Origin of the sequence: Pigmentiphaga litoralis, assembly GCF_013408655.1 — a bacterium.
GTDB lineage: Bacteria > Pseudomonadota > Gammaproteobacteria > Burkholderiales > Burkholderiaceae_B > Pigmentiphaga > Pigmentiphaga litoralis_A.
Genome location: NZ_JACCBP010000001.1, coordinates 2,831,953 through 2,847,560 on the forward strand (window position 1 = coordinate 2,831,953; position 15,608 = coordinate 2,847,560).

The following is a 15,608-nucleotide window of genomic DNA, read 5'->3' on the forward strand; positions in this document are numbered from 1 at the left end:
AAAGAATGAGCAGGATGATAACCGCTGCGCGCGACAGGAAAAGGACCGGCGCGCGGTGATTTGACTCCGCCCGGCCCGTGCGCGAGACTTCGGGCGACACTTTTTCCGGATCGCCCATGTTTCGCCCGTCTTTCGCGCTGCTTCCTTTCCTGCTGCTGGGTGCGCTGGCGGCAGCGCCCACCGTGGGCGCGGCCCAGATGACCGGGCCCGAACTGGCCAAGGCTCGCGTTTGCCTCGCCTGCCACCAGATCGACAGCAAGCGCGTGGGTCCGGCGTGGAAGAGCGTCGCCGCCAAGTACGCCGGTCAGCCCGACGCACAGGCCAGACTGGAAACGTCCATTCGCCGCGGCAGCGCAAACAAGTGGGGCAAGGTCCCGATGCCGGCACAGACCCATGTGTCGGAAGAGGAAGCCCGACAATTGGCGGCCTGGATCCTGACCCTCAATAAGTAAGCGCCGAACTCATCCTTCCTGTACGCCACGGACTACGCCGGTGCGGTGATATAACGTCGCCATCGGGATCAAGTCTTGCGACGATCCGCGGCAATCAGTGCAGCGTCGATCAAAGAGAGGAATCATGACGACTCAGAACGAAAAGGCCGTATTCGGCGGCGGGTGCTTTTGGTGTGTCGAAGCCGTATTCCAGCAGTTGCAGGGCGTGACCAAGGTCGAATCGGGCTACGCAGGTGGCCATGTGGATCGCCCGACCTACCATCAGGTCTGCGACGGCAACACCGGGCACATCGAAGTTGCCGAGGTCACGTTCGATCCGTCGGTCATTACCTATAAGGAACTGCTGACGGTCTTCTTTGCGTCGCACGACCCGACCACCCTGGATCGCCAGGGCAACGACGCCGGTCCGCAATACCGGTCGGCCATCTTCTGGCAGACCCCCGACCAGCGCGAACTGGCCAACGCCTATATGGAAGAACTGTCGGCAGCGAATACCTTCGGCGCGCCGATCGTGACCAAACTCCTTCCGCCCGCCAAGGTCTGGCCGGCCGAGGACTATCACCGGGACTACTTCCTGCGTAATCCGGGTCAGGGCTATTGCGCGGTCGTGATCGCACCCAAGGTGGCGAAACTGCGCAAGACCTTTGCCGACAAGCTGAAGACGCCAGCCTGACGTTTTTTTCCGCTGTCGACGCAGTCTGCACCGCACGCAAAAAGGGCGGGATCACCGAAGTGATCCCGCCCTTGTCACATGCCCTGCAGGAAGATCAGCGCACCACGGCCAGTTCCGACCGGTCGGCGCCCTTGTAGGTGTACAGCGTCAGTGCGCCGTTCTTGATGTCGCCGTTCTTGTCGAACGTGATCGGGCCCGTGACGCCCTTGTAGCTGATCTTGTACAGTTCGGGACCGTACTTGGCCGGGTCCGACGAATTGGCTTTCTTCATGGCTTCGACCATCACCATCATGGCGTCGTACACGTAAGGCGCATACAGCTGGACGTCGCTGTTGAAGCGCTTCTTGTACTTGGCGCGGAAGGCGTCCATCGTCGTCTTCTGTTCGCCGGCCACGCCACCCGCTTCGGCGCACACCACCTTGCCGTTGCCGATCGCATCACCCGCCAGACGCGACAGCGACGTGGTGCAGATGCCGTCGCCGCCCATCAGGTGCGCGTCGATGCCCAGCGCCTTCATCTGGCGCAGCATCGGGCCGGCCACCGCGTCCATGCCGCCAAAGAACACCACGTCGGGCTTGTTGGCCTTCATGGAGGTCAGGATGGCCTGGAAGTCGGTGGCCTTGTCGGTGGTGTACTGACGGCTGACGACCTTGCCGCCCGCAGCGGCCGCCGACTTGGCAAATTCTTCGGCCACGCCCTGGCCGTACGCGGTGCGATCGTCGACCACGGCAAAGTTCTTGGCCTTCAGTTCCTTGACTGCGTAGCGGCCGAGCGTGCCACCCAGCTGGCCGTCGTTGGCGACCACGCGGAACGTGGTGTCGTAGCCCTGCTTGGTATAGGCCGTGCCGGTGGAGGCCGGCGAGATCTGCACGATGCCCGCGTCGTAGTAGATCTTGGAGGCCGGGATCGACGTGCCGGTGTTCAGGTGGCCGATCACGCCGTTGACCTTGGCGTCGACCAGCTTCTGGGCAGCTGCCGTGCCCTGCTTGGGATCGGACGCATCGTCTTCGGCCAGCAGTTCGAACTTCACTTTCTTGCCGCCCAGCGTGACACCCGCGGCGTTCAGGTCTTCCACCGCCATGCGCGCGCTGTTTTCCATATCCTTGCCCAGGTGGGCGATGGGGCCGGTGGTGGGCGCAACGTGTCCGAGCTTGACCACGACTTCTTGGGCCAGGGCGCCAAAGGACACCAAGGTCAGGCCGGCGGCCAGGGCGAACGGAAGCAAACGAGTAGACATGGACACTCCAGGGGTTCGTGCCGCTGGGCCCGCTGCGCCAGCGTACAATTTCGCAGCAACAAACATACATGAAAAACCGCACATCAGGGTCGATATGTCGAGACACTCATGGACACGGCGCGCCCTGCTAAGCGCCGCCGTTGCCACCGCCTGCAGCGCGCTTGCGCCCGCCTTTGCCCAGACACCCTCCACGCCTGCCTGGCCCACCCACCCGCTGCGCTTCATCGTGCCCTACCCGCCCGGCGGCCCGCTGGACGTCATGGCCCGCGCACTGGCGGAAAAGCTGCGGGTCAGCCTGGGCCAGACCGTGGTGGTCGAAAACAAGCCCGGCGCCGGCGGCAACATCGGCGCAGACCTGGTGGCCAAGGCCACGCCCGACGGCTACACCCTGGTCATGGGCGCCGTCGCAACGCACGCGATCAACCCCGCGCTGTTCCCCAACATTCCGTACGACGCCATCAAGGACTTTGCGCCGATCACGCTGGTCGCGTCCGTGCCGAATGTGCTGGTCATGAATCCGGCCACGGCCGACAAGCTCGGCATCCGCAACGTGGCCGACCTGCTGGCCTACGCGCGCAAGAACCCGGGCAAGCTGAACATGGGGTCGGGTGGCAATGGCAGCGCGGGCCATCTGGCCGGCGAACTGCTCAAGGCCCGCGCGCAGGTGTTCGCCGCGCACATCCCGTATCCGGGGTCCGTGCCCGCGCAGCTTGCGCTGCTCGGCGCGCAGACCGACTTCATGTTCGACAACCTGGCATCGGCCGCGCCGCTGATCGCGTCGGGCAAGTTGAAGGCGCTGGCCGTGACCACCGCCGCCCCGTCGCCCCTGCTGCCCGGCGTACCGACCCTGATGCAGGCAGGAATCAAGAACTTTGACCTGGGCACGTGGTTCGGCGTCTTCACCACCGGCCGCACCCCGGCACCGGTGGTGCAGCGCCTGAGCGAGGCGACCATGGCCGCCTTGCGCAGCCCCGACGTGCGTCAGCGGCTCGAAGCCATGGGGTCGGACGCCGAACCCACCACGCCCGACGCCTTCGCGGCCCTGGTCAAGGCCGACCTGGCCAAGTACGCCGAGATCGTGAAGGTGTCGGGCGCCAAGCTCAACTGAGCCGGTGGATGGTGGATCCGGTCTGGGCGCCGGATCCCCCGCTGGCCGCACCGCCACCCGGCCGCGCCGCCGGAGGCACGACAGGGATGGCGCCCGCGATCGATCCCGCAGGGGCGGCGGACATCGGGGCCGGCCCCGGCGCCGCGCCAGGTCCGCCCATCGCCGGCATGCCGGTTCCCGCTGCCAAGGCAGGCGCCCCCGGTTCGGCCAGCATGGGCTGCCCCAACGGCGCGCCTGTTTTCATCTGCGACATGAGCCAGTCGATATATCGGGTGTGAACGCGCGCGGAGAGTTCGACGGCGTTGCGTACGCCCAACTTCGCCATCACGCGGGCCCGGTGGACCTCAACCGTACGGGTGGAGATGCCCAGCCTGTCGGCTATCACCTTGTTGGCGCGGCCTTCGAGCAGCAAAGCCATCACTTCTCGTTCACGCGGCGTAAGCCGATTGGTCCATTCTTGTTCGCCGGGATAGTTGTGCGCCGCCATGTTGCCTTCCTTGAACTTCGTGATCGTGTGGCAGATAAGGACTAGCCACACTGGTAAGCCAAGTCTTGCAGGGTTCAAAAGACAGAAAAACTGTCAACACTGACAGGCTCCTGAAAGCGCGCACAAGCAGGTGGGACCAAGTTCCCACATTTCCACCGATTGTCGGGAAAACCCCGAGCAACCGGCGCGAAAATCATCGTTGCGGCACGAATCTCTTCAGCTAACATTCGCGGCTTGCTAGTGAAGTCAGATAGGAGCCCACTTCCAATGCGTATTCGGTCACAACAAAACTTCTGGTCCGGCTTGATGTTCATTGCCATCGGAATATTCTTCGCCGGCAACGCCGTCGAGTATTCCATGGGCACGGCCGCCAAAATGGGCCCTGGCTATTTTCCCTTCTGGCTCGGGGTCATTCTCGCGTTGCTGGGTGTAGTCATCGGCATCTCGGGTCTTTCGGCCAAAGCCATCCCAACCAAAGTCGAAGGTTGGGATTTCCGCGTCATGTTCCTGGTTCTCGGTTCGGTCATTCTGTTCGGTGCCCTGCTGCGTCCCCTCGGTATCTACGTTTCGATTTTTATCCTTGTCGTGCTCAGTAGCTTTGCCAGCCACGAGTTCAACTGGAAAGTCGCTGTCATCAACGCACTCTGCCTGGCAGTTTTCGCCTGGGCGGTGTTCGTCAAGGGTCTGGGATTGATTTTCCCGCTTTGGCCCACCTTCCTCGGCCTGAATTAAGGAGCCCCGCATGGAATTGTTTGACCACCTTGCGTTGGGTTTTTCCACCGCGCTGTCGTTTCAGAACATCATCTACGCGTTTCTTGGCGCGTTGATCGGAACGCTGGTTGGCGTGTTGCCTGGTCTGGGTCCCGTGCCCACCATCGCAATGCTGTTGCCAATCACGTACGCACTGCCCCCTATCGCCGGCCTGATCATGCTTGCCGGTATTTACTACGGCGCGCAGTACGGTGGTTCCACGACCGCCATTCTGGTGAACCTGCCAGGTGAAACGTCGGCTGTGGTGACGTGTCTGGACGGGTACCAGATGGCCCGTCGAGGACGTGCCGGTCAGGCACTGTCGATCGCGGCACTGGGCTCGTTCTTCGCAGGCTGCGTGGCAACGATCCTGTTGGCTGCCTTCGCACCTCCGCTGGCTGAAGTGGCATTCCAGTTCGGTCCTGCCGAATACTTCTCGCTGATGGTCCTGGGTCTGGTCGGCGCCGTGGTGCTGGCATCGGGCTCCCTGGTCAAGGCAATCTGCATGATCTTGCTGGGTCTGCTGCTGGGCATGGTCGGTACCGACGTGAACTCGGGTGTTGCCCGCTTCTCGTTCGGCATTCCGGAACTGACCGACGGTATCGACTTTGCCGCGGTCGCCATGGGCGTGTTCGGTTTCTCTGAAATCATGAACAACGTTCAGCAGAAAGAAGAGCGCGAGGTTTTCCTCGACAAGATCAGCCACCTGTATCCCGACTGGGACGACATCAAGGCGGCAACGGGTCCGGTTCTGCGTGGTACGGCCATTGGTTCGGCACTGGGCATCCTGCCAGGCGGCGGCGCTGTGATGGCATCGTTCGCGTCCTACACGATCGAAAAGAAGATCGCCAAGCATCCTGAACTGTTCGGTACTGGCGCGATCCAGGGTGTGGCAGGTCCGGAATCGGCAAACAACGCCGCTTCGCAAACCTCGTTCATTCCGCTGCTGACGCTGGGTATCCCGGGCAACGCCGTGATGGCGCTGATGGTCGGTGCCATGACCATCCACAACATCCAGCCGGGTCCTCAGGTCATGACCGCGAACCCGGAACTGTTCTGGGGTCTGATCGCCTCGATGTGGATCGGTAACCTGATGCTGGTGATTCTGAACCTGCCGCTGATCGGTCTGTGGGTCAAGCTGCTGAAGGTGCCTTACCGCATCCTGTACCCCGCAATTCTGATGATCTGCTCGATCGGTGTGTACACGCTGAACTACAACGTGTTCGACATCTGGATGACGGCATTCTTCGGTTTCGTGGGCTACGTGTGGTCGAAGCTGAAGTGCGAAGGCGCACCGCTGCTGCTGGGCCTGGTCCTGGGCCCCATGATGGAAGAAAACTTCCGCCGCGCACTGCTGCTGTCGCGTGGTGAGTTCTCTACCTTCGTGACCCGTCCGCTGTCGCTGTCGCTGCTGATCATCGCCGCCATCCTGGTGCTGATCGTGGCCTCGCCATCGATCCGGAAGAAGCGCGAAGAAACCTTCGTGGAAGACTGATCGACACAGGCTGCGCACTAGCACGCAGCCTGGATCGAACGCAGAAAGGCGTCCTTCGGGACGCCTTTTTTTCGTCCGCGTCTTTACGCTAGACTTCACCTCTACTTACGGAGAGCCCCTATGTCATCGATCGGATCCAGAACTTACGAAGCCACGACACCTGTTGATGTGGCCTTCATCGGTCTGGGCGTCATGGGATTTCCCATGGCCGGCCACCTTGCCCGCGCGGGTCACAACGTGACCGTGTACAACCGGTCTTCCGCCAAGGCGCAGGCATGGGTCGACGAGTTCGGCGGCGCGCATGCGCCCACCCCGCGCGAAGCCGCCGCCAAGGCCGATATCGTTTTCTCGTGCGTCGGCAATGACGACGATCTGCGCAGCGTCATGCTGGGCGACGACGGCGCGCTGGCGGGCCTGCGCCCCGGCACGCTGCTGGTCGACCACACCACCGCATCGGCCAAGGTGGCGCGTGAACTGTATGAAGCCGCCAAGGCAAGACAGGTGTCGTTCGTGGACGCCCCGGTGTCGGGCGGCCAGGCTGGCGCCGTCAACGGCGTGCTGACCGTCATGTGTGGCGGCGATGTCGATGCATTCGATCGTGCCCTGCCGGTCGGGTCGGTCTATGCGCGCGCATTCACGCGCATTGGCGACGTTGGCGCGGGCCAGCTGGCCAAGATGTGCAATCAGATCTGCATTGCCGGGATCGTGCAGGGCCTGTCCGAAGCGATCGCCTTCGGCAAGAACGCCGACCTGGACATGAAGTTGGTGCTGGACGTGATCGCCAAGGGCGCGGCGCAAAGCTGGCAGATGGAAAACCGCGGCGGCACGATGGTCGACGACAAGTTCGATTTCGGCTTTGCGGTGGACTGGATGCGCAAGGACCTGAACCTGGTGCTGGACGAAGCGCGCCTGAACGGTTCGCGCGTGCCCATGACGGCGCTGGTCGACCAGTTCTATGCCGACGTGCAACAGATGGGCGGCAGCCGGTGGGATACCTCGTCGCTGGTCAAGCGGCTGGTCTGAGCACCCGCAAGGTATCGTCCAGGGGCCACGCCAGATCGACGACAAGGTTGGCGATGCCTTCCATGTCGTCCAGGTGCGCGCGGGGCAGCGTGGTGGGGGGCCCATCGGTGGCGCCCTCACCCGCATCGCTGATGATCGCGCCGATGCTACTGTCATCGGGATACAGCCAGGGCTTGGTGTTGCTTCGGCGGTGGATCTCGATCTTCACGTGCTTGTCACGCTTGAAGCCTTCCACCAGGATGAAATCGACCGCGCTCATGTGGCCCAGCAGATCGGCCAGGCGCGGCTCGCTTTCGTCCCGCAATTCGTGCATCAGGGCCCATCGCGCGCCGGACGCCACCAGCACTTCCCTGGCGCCCGCTTCACGGTGCAGGTACGAATCCTTGCCGGGCTTGTCGATGTCGAACATATGGTGCGCGTGCTTGAGCGTCGACACCGTATAGCCGCGCGCATTCAGCACCGGTATGAGTTTGGCCAGCAGCGTGGTCTTGCCCGCGCCGCTCCATCCCGCCAATCCTAGAACACGCGTCATCAGGCCAGCCCGTCAAACGGCAGGACGTCAACCGTCTCGCCCGCCGCCACATTACCCTGGTCGTGGTGCAGCACCACCAGGCCATTGGCTTCGCTCATGCTGCGCAGAATGCCGGACCCTTGCGAGCCCGCCATGCGCACTTCCCAGCCGCCGCCCGCAGCCGGCGTTACGCTGCCACGCTGGTATTCCGTGCGCCCGGCCTTCTTGCGGATGGCGTTGACGCTGGTCGCGCGCAACAGCGGCATGGGGGCGACACGCGCGCCGCTCATGGCCAGCAGGGCATCACGCACCAGGGCATAGAACGTGACCATGACCGCCACCGGATTGCCCGGCAAGCCGAACAGCACGGCGTGGCGGCTGCCGCTGGCAATGCGTCCGATCGCCATGGGGCGGCCGGGCCGCATCGCAATGCGCCAGAACAGGACGTCTCCCAGCTTGGCCATGACCATCTTGGTGTAGTCGGCTTCGCCCACGCTCACGCCGCCCGACGTGATCACCACGTCGGCATTCGCCGCCGCGGCGGTAAAGGTGGCTTCGAGCGCGTCGGGGTCATCGCGCACCACACCCATGTCCAGGATCTCGACATTCAGGCGCTGCAGCATGCCCCACAGGGTGTAGCGATTGCTGTCATACACGCAGCCTTCGTCCAGCGTCTCGCCGATCGACCGCAATTCATTGCCGGTGGAAAAGAAGGCGACGCGCAGCCGGCGCACCACCGGCACTTCGGCCTGGCCCAAGGAGGCCAGCACACCCAGGTCGGCAGGCCGCAGCACGCGTCCGGCGACCAGGGCCGCTTCGCCCTTGGCCAGGTCTTCGCCGGCCAGGCGGCGGTTGTCGCCCGGCCGCACGATACCCGCGGGGATCGTGACCTGATCGCCATCGAGCTTGGTGAATTCCTGCGGGATGACGGTGTCCAGCCCATCGGGCATGACCGCGCCCGTCATGATGCGCACGCAGTCGCCCGGTGCAATGGCGTGCTGGCCTTCCTGGCCGGCCATCGCGCGCGATACGACTCGCAGGGTGGTCTCGGCGCCATCGGCCAGGTCCTGCCCGCGGAAGGCGTAGCCGTCCATCGCCGAGTTGTCGTGCGACGGCACGTTGATCGCGGACACGATGTCGCGCGCCAGCACGCGGCCCAGCGCGGAACGCAGCGGGAGCATTTCAACCGCATTCAGACGTGGCACCAGGCGGTCGATGAAGGCGCGCGCCTGGTCGACCGACAAGGCGTTGGGATCGTAGCCGTTGATGCACGACGAAATCTCTTCGAGCGATGCGGGCACCGAGGCGGGCTGGGGAGCCGGGGACGGAGTGGACGTCATGATGTCAAAGCCGCTGCAGTTCGGCGATGGTATTGGCGCCGACGAACGCGTCGGCATCGTCGAAGCGGACTTCCACGCAGCGGTGCAGCGCGGTCCAGCTGTCGATCTTGCGGTTGCCTGCGGACGTGAAGGCGACCAGGCTGGCGAGCAGGTCGGCGCGCATCAGGCAGAACACCGGCTGGGTACGCCAGACGGCGTCGCCGCCGTCCTGACCGGGCTCTTGCGTCGCCACCATGGCGATCTCGGCGTCTTCGGCTTCCAGCGCCGCGGCCAGCCGGTCCACCAGGTCATCGGGAAAGCGCGGCGTATCGCACGGCACCGTCACCAGATAGGCGGTTTCGCAGCGTTCCAGCGCGGTCACGAATCCGGCCAGCGGGCCTGGAAACCCCGACATGGAATCGGGCCACACCGGCACACCCATGGATTCATACGCACCCAGATTGCGGTTGGCGTTGATCATGACTTCGCCGACCTGCGGCGACAGGCGCAACAAGGACAGCAGCGCCATCGGAATGCCCTGCACAGTCTGGAGGCCCTTGTCGACACCGCCCATGCGGGTCGCGCGGCCGCCGGCAAGAATGACGCCGGTGATGGAATTTTTGTCGATCATGGGCGTCAGTATAAGGCGTGGCCTGCCTTGCTCATGGCGCAGCCCGCCGCGTGCCGGCGTCCCCGGCATTGCCGTCAGCGCCGCCCTCAGCGCCCCCGCCGGAGGGTCTGATATGATGAAACGCTCATCTGGCTACTCCAGCCCGGCATTTTCCGCCAGCAGTTTTTATTTTCTTCACGAACCTCCCCCATGGTCGCCAACGACTCCGTACTTCAGGCCCTGCAGGCCGTCATTGATCCCAACACCGGCAAAGACTTCGTTTCGACCAAGTCCGTCAAGCATCTCGAGGTCACGGGTGGCGATGTGTCATTCGACATCGAACTTGGCTACCCGGCCAAAAGCCAGATCCCGGCCTTGCGCCGCGCGCTGATTGCCGCCGCCAAGGGCGTGCCGGGCGTTGAAAACGTGTCGGTGAACCTGCGCACCGTGGTCGTGCCGCACGCCGTGCAGCGCGGCGTTGCGCTCATGCCGGGCGTCAAGAACATCGTGGCCGTGGCTTCGGGCAAAGGCGGCGTCGGCAAAAGCACGACGGCCGTCAACCTGGCCCTGGCGCTGGCTGCCGAAGGCGCCAGCGTGGGCCTGCTCGACGCCGACATCTACGGACCCAGCCAGCCGCTGATGATGGGCATTGACGCCCGTCCGGTCAGCGACGATGGCAAGACCATGGAACCACTGGAAAACTACGGCGTGCAGGTCATGTCGATCGGTTTTCTGGTCGGCCAGGATGAAGCCATGGTGTGGCGCGGCCCGATGGCCGTGCAGGCGCTGGAACAGCTGCTGCGCCAGACCAACTGGCGCGACCTGGATTACCTGATCATCGACATGCCGCCGGGCACCGGCGACATCCAGCTCACGCTGAGCCAGCGCGTGCCCATGACCGGCGCCGTCATCGTGACCACGCCGCAAGACATCGCGCTGCTGGATGCCAAGAAGGGCATCAAGATGTTCGAGAAGGTTGCCGTGCCGATCCTGGGCATTGTCGAAAACATGGCCGTGCACGTGTGCAGCAACTGCGGCCACGTCGAACATATCTTTGGCCAGAACGGCGGCAAGAACATGGCGGCCGAATACCAGATGGATTACCTGGGTGGCCTGCCGCTCGACATCAACATCCGCCTGCAGGCCGACAACGGCCGGCCCACTGTCGTGGCCGATCCCGATGGGGACGTGGCCATGATGTACAAGGACATTGCGCGCAAGGTGGCCGTGGCGATCGCTGGCAAGAACCGCGACTTCTCGTCCAAGTTCCCGACCATCACCGTCAGCGCGAACACCTGACGTGACCGGTTGCTGCAGCACGACGCGGATCGCCTGTCATGGATGACGTGAAGCCGGACGCAGCCCCCACGGTTGACGTGGCGGTGCTGATGCGCCGCGAGCGTGTCACCGGCCCCATGAGCCGGTGGCAGACGTGGCGCTGGGTGCTCGAAGACGTCGTCATGAACGAACCCGAGTTTGGCACCGAGCCGCGCGTGCTGGTAGCCGACGCGCAGCAGGAACGGTGGCTGTTTCCCGGCTTTACCGTGGGCCTGTATCGCGATGACGCCGAGGGCTATTACCTAAATGCCAGCACCGACCAGCCCTGCTGGTTCGTGATGTGGCGCATGGAAGAAACGGCCACGCTGGCCGACGAACCCATCGCGCGGCCCGAAATCGTCACCCTGAGCTATTACCATGCGGGCCGCCTGCTCGATGCGCAGGAAACCGTGGAACTGATTCCCGCGCCGCCGCAGATCAATCACTGGCTGCGCGAATTTGTCGACGCCAATTACGTGATCGAAAAGAAGAAGCGCCGTCGGCCGGTCAGCTTCGAATCGCTGCAGGACCGGTTCGGCAATCCGGTATCCGTCACCACCACCAAGAAGTTTGGCGGCGGTGGTGGAGGCGAGGGCTAGGCGTGGACGAGTCGTCACGGACGTTTTTGGGCCGCTGGTCGCGGCGCAAGATCGAAGCACGGAAAGTTGAAGCAGCGGAGGCGGCAGCGGAAGAAGCGGCGGCGAAGCTGGCGGCTGATGCATCTGCAACTGATGCATTCGAAACTGATGCATCGGCAACTCGCGCATCTTCGACTGCCGTTGATTCAGCGTATGCCCCGGCCCCGGCACCGCACACCGCCATCGCGGCCGATCCCGTCGCCCCCGTGCGCACCGATGCCGGCGATGCGTCCGCGCATCCTCGCGCCGTGCCCGCGGCTGCCCACACCGAAGTCAACCGCAACGCCAACCCCGACGCCCCTCCCCTGCCTACGCTGGCCGACGTCGCCAAGCTCACGGCCGACTCCGACTACAGCGTGTTCATGGCCAAGGGCGTCGCGCCCGAGGTCAAGAACGCAGCCATGAAAAAACTGTTCTCGGACCCGCACTACAACATCATGGACGGACTGGACATCTACATCGACGACTACTCGTCGCCCGAGATCATGCCCCAGTCCATGCTGCGCAAGATGGCCAGCGCGCGCGTGCTGAACCTGTTTACCGACGAAGACGAAGCGAAAGCCGTCGCGGCCGACCAGGCGGCCGCCGAACTTGCAGCCGCCGAAGTGGCGGCCGCGCAAGCCGCCACCCCCGCATCTACCCCAACCCCGGGAACCGTCACCGACGAGTCCGGGTCGAACCTTCTCCCGATCGAGCCGACTGCGCGGCCCGACGACCGTCTCCACGTTGCAACAGCCGCCCCAAGAGCGGCTGCCGACGTGCTAGCCTCGGCGCCCCGGCCGGACGCGTCACGCGCCGCCGACGATGGCATCACCCCTGATTCATCCCAGTCCGGCCATTCCTGAGCCGGCGACAGAAAGCGTTTCCATGTCCACACTGATCTGCGATTGCAATCGGACGATGCCCCTCGACGCGACTGCGTTGGGCAACGCCCTCAACGAACCGCTCACGCTGCACTCGACCCTGTGCCGCCGGGATGCGGGCGCCTACCAGCAGGCGATCCAGTCGGGGGACGACGTGGTCGTGGCCTGTACGCAGGAAAAACGCCTGTTCGCCGAACTGGGCGCGGCCACCGAAGGCGCGGTGTCTCCGATCCGTTTCGTCAACATCCGCGAGACCGGCGGCTGGAGCCGCGATGCGTCGCAGGCCACGCCCAAGATCGCCGCCCTGCTGGCCGCCGCGCGCCTGCCCGAACCGGAACCGGTGTCGACCGTCACGTACAAAAGCGCGGGCCGCCTGTTGATCATCGGCCCGATGGACCAGGCCGAACGCGCGGCCGACATGGTCAGCGACGTGCTGAACGTGACGATCTTCACGCAGGGTCCGGGCCTGACCGGGGCATCGCAGGAACGCCGCTATCCGGTGCTGGGCGGCACCGTCACGAGCCTGACCGGCTGGCTCGGCGCGTTCGAGCTGACCTGGGCCCGCGACAATCCGATCGACCTGGACCTGTGCACCCGCTGCAACGCCTGTCTGACCGTCTGTCCGGACGGCGCGATCGGCCTGGATTACCAGGTCGACATGGCCAGGTGGGCCACGTTGGACCGCAACGTGCAGCAAGCCTGTGTCAACGCCTGTACGGTGGCCGGCGCGATCGATTTCAATCGCCCGGTCGTGACCGATGCAGAACCCTTCGACCTGGTGCTGGACCTGCGTGCCGAACCGGCGTTTGCACAGCATGCACCGCCGCAAGGCTACTTCCGCTGGGACGGCGTCAGCCTGCCCACGTTGCTGAAGCTGCGCGACATGGTGGGCGAGTTCGACAAGCCCAAGTTCTTTGACTACAAGCAGTCGCTGTGCGCGCACAGCCGCAACGAAGTGGTCGGCTGCGATGCCTGTATCCGTATCTGTTCGGCGCTGGCCATCAGCAGCGACAAGCACCGTCAACGCATCGAAGTGAATCCCAATCTGTGTGTGGGCTGCGGCGCCTGTACGACCGCGTGCCCCACGGGCGCGCTCACGTACGCCACGCCCCGCGCATCGGAACAGGGCCTGAACTTTCGCACCCTGCTCTCGACCTACACCAAGGCGGGCGGCAAGGACGCCGTGTTGCTGCTGCACAGCCAGGAAGCCGGCCGCGAGCTGGTCGACAAGCTGGGCCGCGCCGCGCAACTGAAGCAGGCGCATGGCGTACCGGCCCACGTGATCCCGGCAGGCCTGTGGCACACGGCCAGCACCGGCATCGACCTGTGGCTCAGCGCGATTGCGTTTGGCGCAACGCAGGTTGCCGTGCTGACCACGCACGAAGAAGCCCCGCAATACCTGGACGGCCTGCAGGCGCAGATGGACATCGCGCAAGCCATCCTGACCGGGCTGGGCTATGCCGGGACGCACCTGCGCCTGATCCGCGCCGACACGCCCGCCGTGCTGGACGCCGCGCTGCAATCGGTCGCGGCACAGCGCGCCGCCACACCGCGCCAGCCCGCGCGTTTTGCCGTCGCGAAAGAAAAGCGCAGCACGCTGGACATGGCGATCGATCACCTGATCCAGCAGGCGCCCGCGCCCGAAGCCCTGCCCGAAGCCATCGCGCTGCCCGCCGGCATTCCCGGCGCGGGCTCGCCCTTCGGCACGCTGAATGTGAACAAGGACGCCTGCACGCTCTGTCTGAGCTGCGTCAACGCCTGCCCGGCCAGCGCGCTGGGCGACAACGCCGAACGCCCGCAGCTGCGCTTCGTTGAAAAGAACTGCGTGCAATGCGGCCTGTGCGCAACCACCTGCCCCGAAGACGCCATCACCCTGGTGCCGCGCCTGTTGCTGACGCCGGAACGCAAGGCGTCTCGCGTGCTGAACGAAGTGCAGCCCTACCAGTGCATCCGCTGCAGCAAGCCCTTTGGAACGGTCAAGGCGATCGAAGCCATGCTGGGCAAGCTCAGTGGCCATGCCATGTTCCAGGGCGCGGCCCTGGAACGCCTGAAGATGTGCGGCGATTGCCGCGTCGTCGACCTGTACACCGCCCAGAACGAATCGAAGATCACCGAGCTATGAGCAGCGCTTCCGTATCCCTGGATGCCATTTCTTCGTCCCAGATGGACGAAGAAACCGCCCGCGCCGACGTGTATGGCCTGCTCGCGCAGCTGTACTACGCCCCACCCGCCGCCGAACTGCTTGCGCAACTGCGCGAAGCACCCACGGACGCCCCCACGGCGGGCGCCTACCTGGAAAGTTCGTGGCAGGCCCTGGTCGCATCGGCCCGCGCGCTGACCGATGCGCAGATCCACGCCGAATACGACACGCTGTTCGGCGGCATCGGCAAGCCCGAAATCTATCTGTATGGCTCGCACTACCTGAGCGGCTTTTTGAACGAGAAGCCCCTGATCAAGCTGCGTCACGACCTGGCCGAATTGGGCCTGGGCCGCGACGAACAGATGCCCGACACCGAAGATCACATCGCTTACGAATGCGAGGTGATGCGTTACCTGATCGCGGGGGACGACGTGGCCGTGGCCAACCTGACGCACCAGCGCCAGTTCTTTGGCGACCACCTGCAGCCTTGGGTCGAGCCCCTGTGCGCCGCCCTGACCAGCCATCCGCGAGCCAGCTTCTACGCCGCCCTGGCGGTTTTCACGCAAGCGTTCATGAGCGTGGAATCGCAAGGTTTCGACATTCTCGCGTAAGTTTCATCACAAGCTTTCGATGATCGAAAGCTTGCCTGTTTTTCCGCGTCGCACCACCACTACGCCAGGGGAAATAGCTATGCCGGCGATTTGCCGCTGAGCATGCGTCCCAGGTACAGTATGCAAATTGCTTCATATCTGTCAGATTTCCAGGAGACCGCCTTGAGCGACAACAACCCATCTCGTCTGTCCCGCCGGGGGTTCTTCATCGCGGCGGCTTCCACGGGTGCCGTGGCGGCGGGCGCCGTCGTCATGCCCCACGTCAAGCCTGTCGCCACCGCGGCGGTCGCCACGCCGCCCGCGCCCAAGCGCGGCGGTGGCTATCACGTCAGTGAACACGTGAAGCGCTACTACAAGACCACCCTCGTTTAATC

17 protein-coding genes are annotated in these 15,608 nt (G+C 64.4%); 12 read left to right on the top strand and 5 right to left on the bottom strand.

What is annotated here, in order from left to right:
* Positions 1 to 116 precede the first annotated feature (116 nt).
* Both HD883_RS12745 and msrA read left to right on the top strand, forming a co-directional pair.
* Positions 117 to 452: a c-type cytochrome gene (locus HD883_RS12745; RefSeq protein WP_179584900.1), complete on the top strand. Its 336-nt coding sequence runs from the start codon at positions 117 to 119 to the stop codon at positions 450 to 452.
* A gap of 124 nt (positions 453 to 576) precedes the next feature.
* Entirely contained in the window at positions 577 to 1,125 is a 549-nt protein-coding gene (gene msrA, locus HD883_RS12750) for a peptide-methionine (S)-S-oxide reductase MsrA (protein WP_179584898.1), read from the top strand.
* A 94-nt stretch (positions 1,126 to 1,219) separates the two neighbouring features.
* Here msrA and HD883_RS12755 read toward each other — a convergent pair whose 3' ends face one another.
* Positions 1,220 to 2,362: a branched-chain amino acid ABC transporter substrate-binding protein gene (locus tag HD883_RS12755; protein ID WP_179584896.1), complete on the bottom strand. Its 1,143-nt coding sequence runs from the start codon at positions 2,360 to 2,362 to the stop codon at positions 1,220 to 1,222.
* A 94-nt stretch (positions 2,363 to 2,456) separates the two neighbouring features.
* Between HD883_RS12755 and HD883_RS12760 the strand changes: the two genes are divergently transcribed.
* Entirely contained in the window at positions 2,457 to 3,470 is a 1,014-nt protein-coding gene (locus HD883_RS12760) for a Bug family tripartite tricarboxylate transporter substrate binding protein (RefSeq protein ID WP_179584894.1), read from the top strand.
* On the opposite strand, the gene HD883_RS27465 is transcribed toward HD883_RS12760, so the two are convergent.
* Positions 3,463 to 4,008: a response regulator transcription factor gene (locus HD883_RS27465; protein WP_373563358.1), complete on the bottom strand. Its 546-nt coding sequence runs from the start codon at positions 4,006 to 4,008 to the stop codon at positions 3,463 to 3,465. The two genes, HD883_RS12760 and HD883_RS27465, sit on opposite strands and share 8 nt — an antisense overlap.
* Positions 4,009 to 4,224: 216 nt before the next feature.
* Here HD883_RS27465 and HD883_RS12770 point away from each other — a divergent pair, with 216 nt between their 5' ends.
* The 3 genes from HD883_RS12770 (at position 4,225) to HD883_RS12780 (ending at position 7,225) form a co-directional block, all read left to right on the top strand.
* Positions 4,225 to 4,689, top strand: coding sequence for a tripartite tricarboxylate transporter TctB family protein (locus HD883_RS12770; RefSeq protein ID WP_179584892.1), 465 nt, complete (start codon positions 4,225 to 4,227; stop codon positions 4,687 to 4,689).
* A 10-nt stretch (positions 4,690 to 4,699) separates the two neighbouring features.
* On the top strand, positions 4,700 to 6,202 hold the full coding sequence (locus HD883_RS12775; protein ID WP_179584890.1) for a tripartite tricarboxylate transporter permease: 1,503 nt from the start codon (positions 4,700 to 4,702) through the stop codon (positions 6,200 to 6,202).
* 120 nt (positions 6,203 to 6,322) lie between these two features.
* Positions 6,323 to 7,225, top strand: coding sequence for an NAD(P)-dependent oxidoreductase (locus HD883_RS12780; protein WP_179584888.1), 903 nt, complete (start codon positions 6,323 to 6,325; stop codon positions 7,223 to 7,225).
* On the opposite strand, the gene mobB is transcribed toward HD883_RS12780, so the two are convergent.
* From mobB to mobA, 3 genes are read right to left on the bottom strand one after another with little or no spacing between them, the layout of a single operon-like run.
* The gene (gene mobB / locus HD883_RS12785) at positions 7,209 to 7,757 is read right to left on the bottom strand and encodes a molybdopterin-guanine dinucleotide biosynthesis protein B (protein ID WP_179584886.1); all 549 of its coding nucleotides are present in this window, start codon (positions 7,755 to 7,757) and stop codon (positions 7,209 to 7,211) included. The genes HD883_RS12780 and mobB overlap by 17 nt on opposite strands.
* Entirely contained in the window at positions 7,757 to 9,076 is a 1,320-nt protein-coding gene (gene moeA, locus HD883_RS12790; RefSeq protein ID WP_179584884.1) for a molybdopterin molybdotransferase MoeA, read from the bottom strand. Before moeA ends, mobB begins: the two co-directional genes overlap by 1 nt.
* Positions 9,077 to 9,080: 4 nt before the next feature.
* On the bottom strand, positions 9,081 to 9,686 hold the full coding sequence (gene mobA / locus HD883_RS12795; RefSeq protein WP_179584882.1) for a molybdenum cofactor guanylyltransferase MobA: 606 nt from the start codon (positions 9,684 to 9,686) through the stop codon (positions 9,081 to 9,083).
* A gap of 189 nt (positions 9,687 to 9,875) precedes the next feature.
* Between mobA and apbC the strand changes: the two genes are divergently transcribed.
* The 6 genes from apbC (at position 9,876) to HD883_RS12825 (ending at position 15,606) form a co-directional block, all read left to right on the top strand.
* Positions 9,876 to 10,964 (top strand): iron-sulfur cluster carrier protein ApbC, encoded by a 1,089-nt coding sequence (gene apbC, locus HD883_RS12800; protein WP_179584880.1) that lies wholly within the window; start codon positions 9,876 to 9,878, stop codon positions 10,962 to 10,964.
* A gap of 38 nt (positions 10,965 to 11,002) precedes the next feature.
* On the top strand, positions 11,003 to 11,581 hold the full coding sequence (locus HD883_RS12805) for a DUF3305 domain-containing protein (protein ID WP_179584878.1): 579 nt from the start codon (positions 11,003 to 11,005) through the stop codon (positions 11,579 to 11,581).
* A gap of 245 nt (positions 11,582 to 11,826) precedes the next feature.
* Entirely contained in the window at positions 11,827 to 12,465 is a 639-nt protein-coding gene (locus tag HD883_RS12810) for a DUF3306 domain-containing protein (protein ID WP_373563359.1), read from the top strand.
* 55 nt (positions 12,466 to 12,520) lie between these two features.
* On the top strand, positions 12,521 to 14,605 hold the full coding sequence (locus tag HD883_RS12815; RefSeq protein ID WP_179584874.1) for a 4Fe-4S binding protein: 2,085 nt from the start codon (positions 12,521 to 12,523) through the stop codon (positions 14,603 to 14,605).
* Entirely contained in the window at positions 14,602 to 15,234 is a 633-nt protein-coding gene (locus tag HD883_RS12820) for a TorD/DmsD family molecular chaperone (RefSeq protein WP_179584872.1), read from the top strand. The genes HD883_RS12815 and HD883_RS12820 overlap by 4 nt, the downstream gene beginning before the upstream one ends.
* A gap of 162 nt (positions 15,235 to 15,396) precedes the next feature.
* Complete coding sequence (locus tag HD883_RS12825; protein WP_373563360.1) at positions 15,397 to 15,606, top strand: ubiquinol-cytochrome c reductase iron-sulfur subunit N-terminal domain-containing protein; 210 nt, start codon at positions 15,397 to 15,399, stop codon at positions 15,604 to 15,606.
* Positions 15,607 to 15,608 lie beyond the last annotated feature (2 nt).

Excerpts from the sequence above, each read along its gene's own strand:
- HD883_RS12820 (WP_179584872.1), top strand. The coding sequence starts at position 14,602 with ATGAGCAGCGCTTCCGTATCCCTGGATGCCATTTCTTCGTCCCAGATG.
- moeA (WP_179584884.1), bottom strand. The coding sequence starts at position 9,076 with ATGACGTCCACTCCGTCCCCGGCTCCCCAGCCCGCCTCGGTGCCCGCA.
- HD883_RS12755 (WP_179584896.1), bottom strand. The coding sequence starts at position 2,362 with ATGTCTACTCGTTTGCTTCCGTTCGCCCTGGCCGCCGGCCTGACCTTG.
- apbC (WP_179584880.1), top strand. The coding sequence starts at position 9,876 with ATGGTCGCCAACGACTCCGTACTTCAGGCCCTGCAGGCCGTCATTGAT.
- mobA (WP_179584882.1), bottom strand. The coding sequence starts at position 9,686 with ATGATCGACAAAAATTCCATCACCGGCGTCATTCTTGCCGGCGGCCGC.
- HD883_RS12780 (WP_179584888.1), top strand. The coding sequence starts at position 6,323 with ATGTCATCGATCGGATCCAGAACTTACGAAGCCACGACACCTGTTGAT.
- HD883_RS12760 (WP_179584894.1), top strand. The coding sequence starts at position 2,457 with ATGTCGAGACACTCATGGACACGGCGCGCCCTGCTAAGCGCCGCCGTT.
- HD883_RS12805 (WP_179584878.1), top strand. The coding sequence starts at position 11,003 with ATGGATGACGTGAAGCCGGACGCAGCCCCCACGGTTGACGTGGCGGTG.
- mobB (WP_179584886.1), bottom strand. The coding sequence starts at position 7,757 with ATGACGCGTGTTCTAGGATTGGCGGGATGGAGCGGCGCGGGCAAGACC.
- HD883_RS12770 (WP_179584892.1), top strand. The coding sequence starts at position 4,225 with ATGCGTATTCGGTCACAACAAAACTTCTGGTCCGGCTTGATGTTCATT.
- HD883_RS12815 (WP_179584874.1), top strand. The coding sequence starts at position 12,521 with ATGCCCCTCGACGCGACTGCGTTGGGCAACGCCCTCAACGAACCGCTC.
- HD883_RS12775 (WP_179584890.1), top strand. The coding sequence starts at position 4,700 with ATGGAATTGTTTGACCACCTTGCGTTGGGTTTTTCCACCGCGCTGTCG.
- msrA (WP_179584898.1), top strand. The coding sequence starts at position 577 with ATGACGACTCAGAACGAAAAGGCCGTATTCGGCGGCGGGTGCTTTTGG.
- HD883_RS12745 (WP_179584900.1), top strand. The coding sequence starts at position 117 with ATGTTTCGCCCGTCTTTCGCGCTGCTTCCTTTCCTGCTGCTGGGTGCG.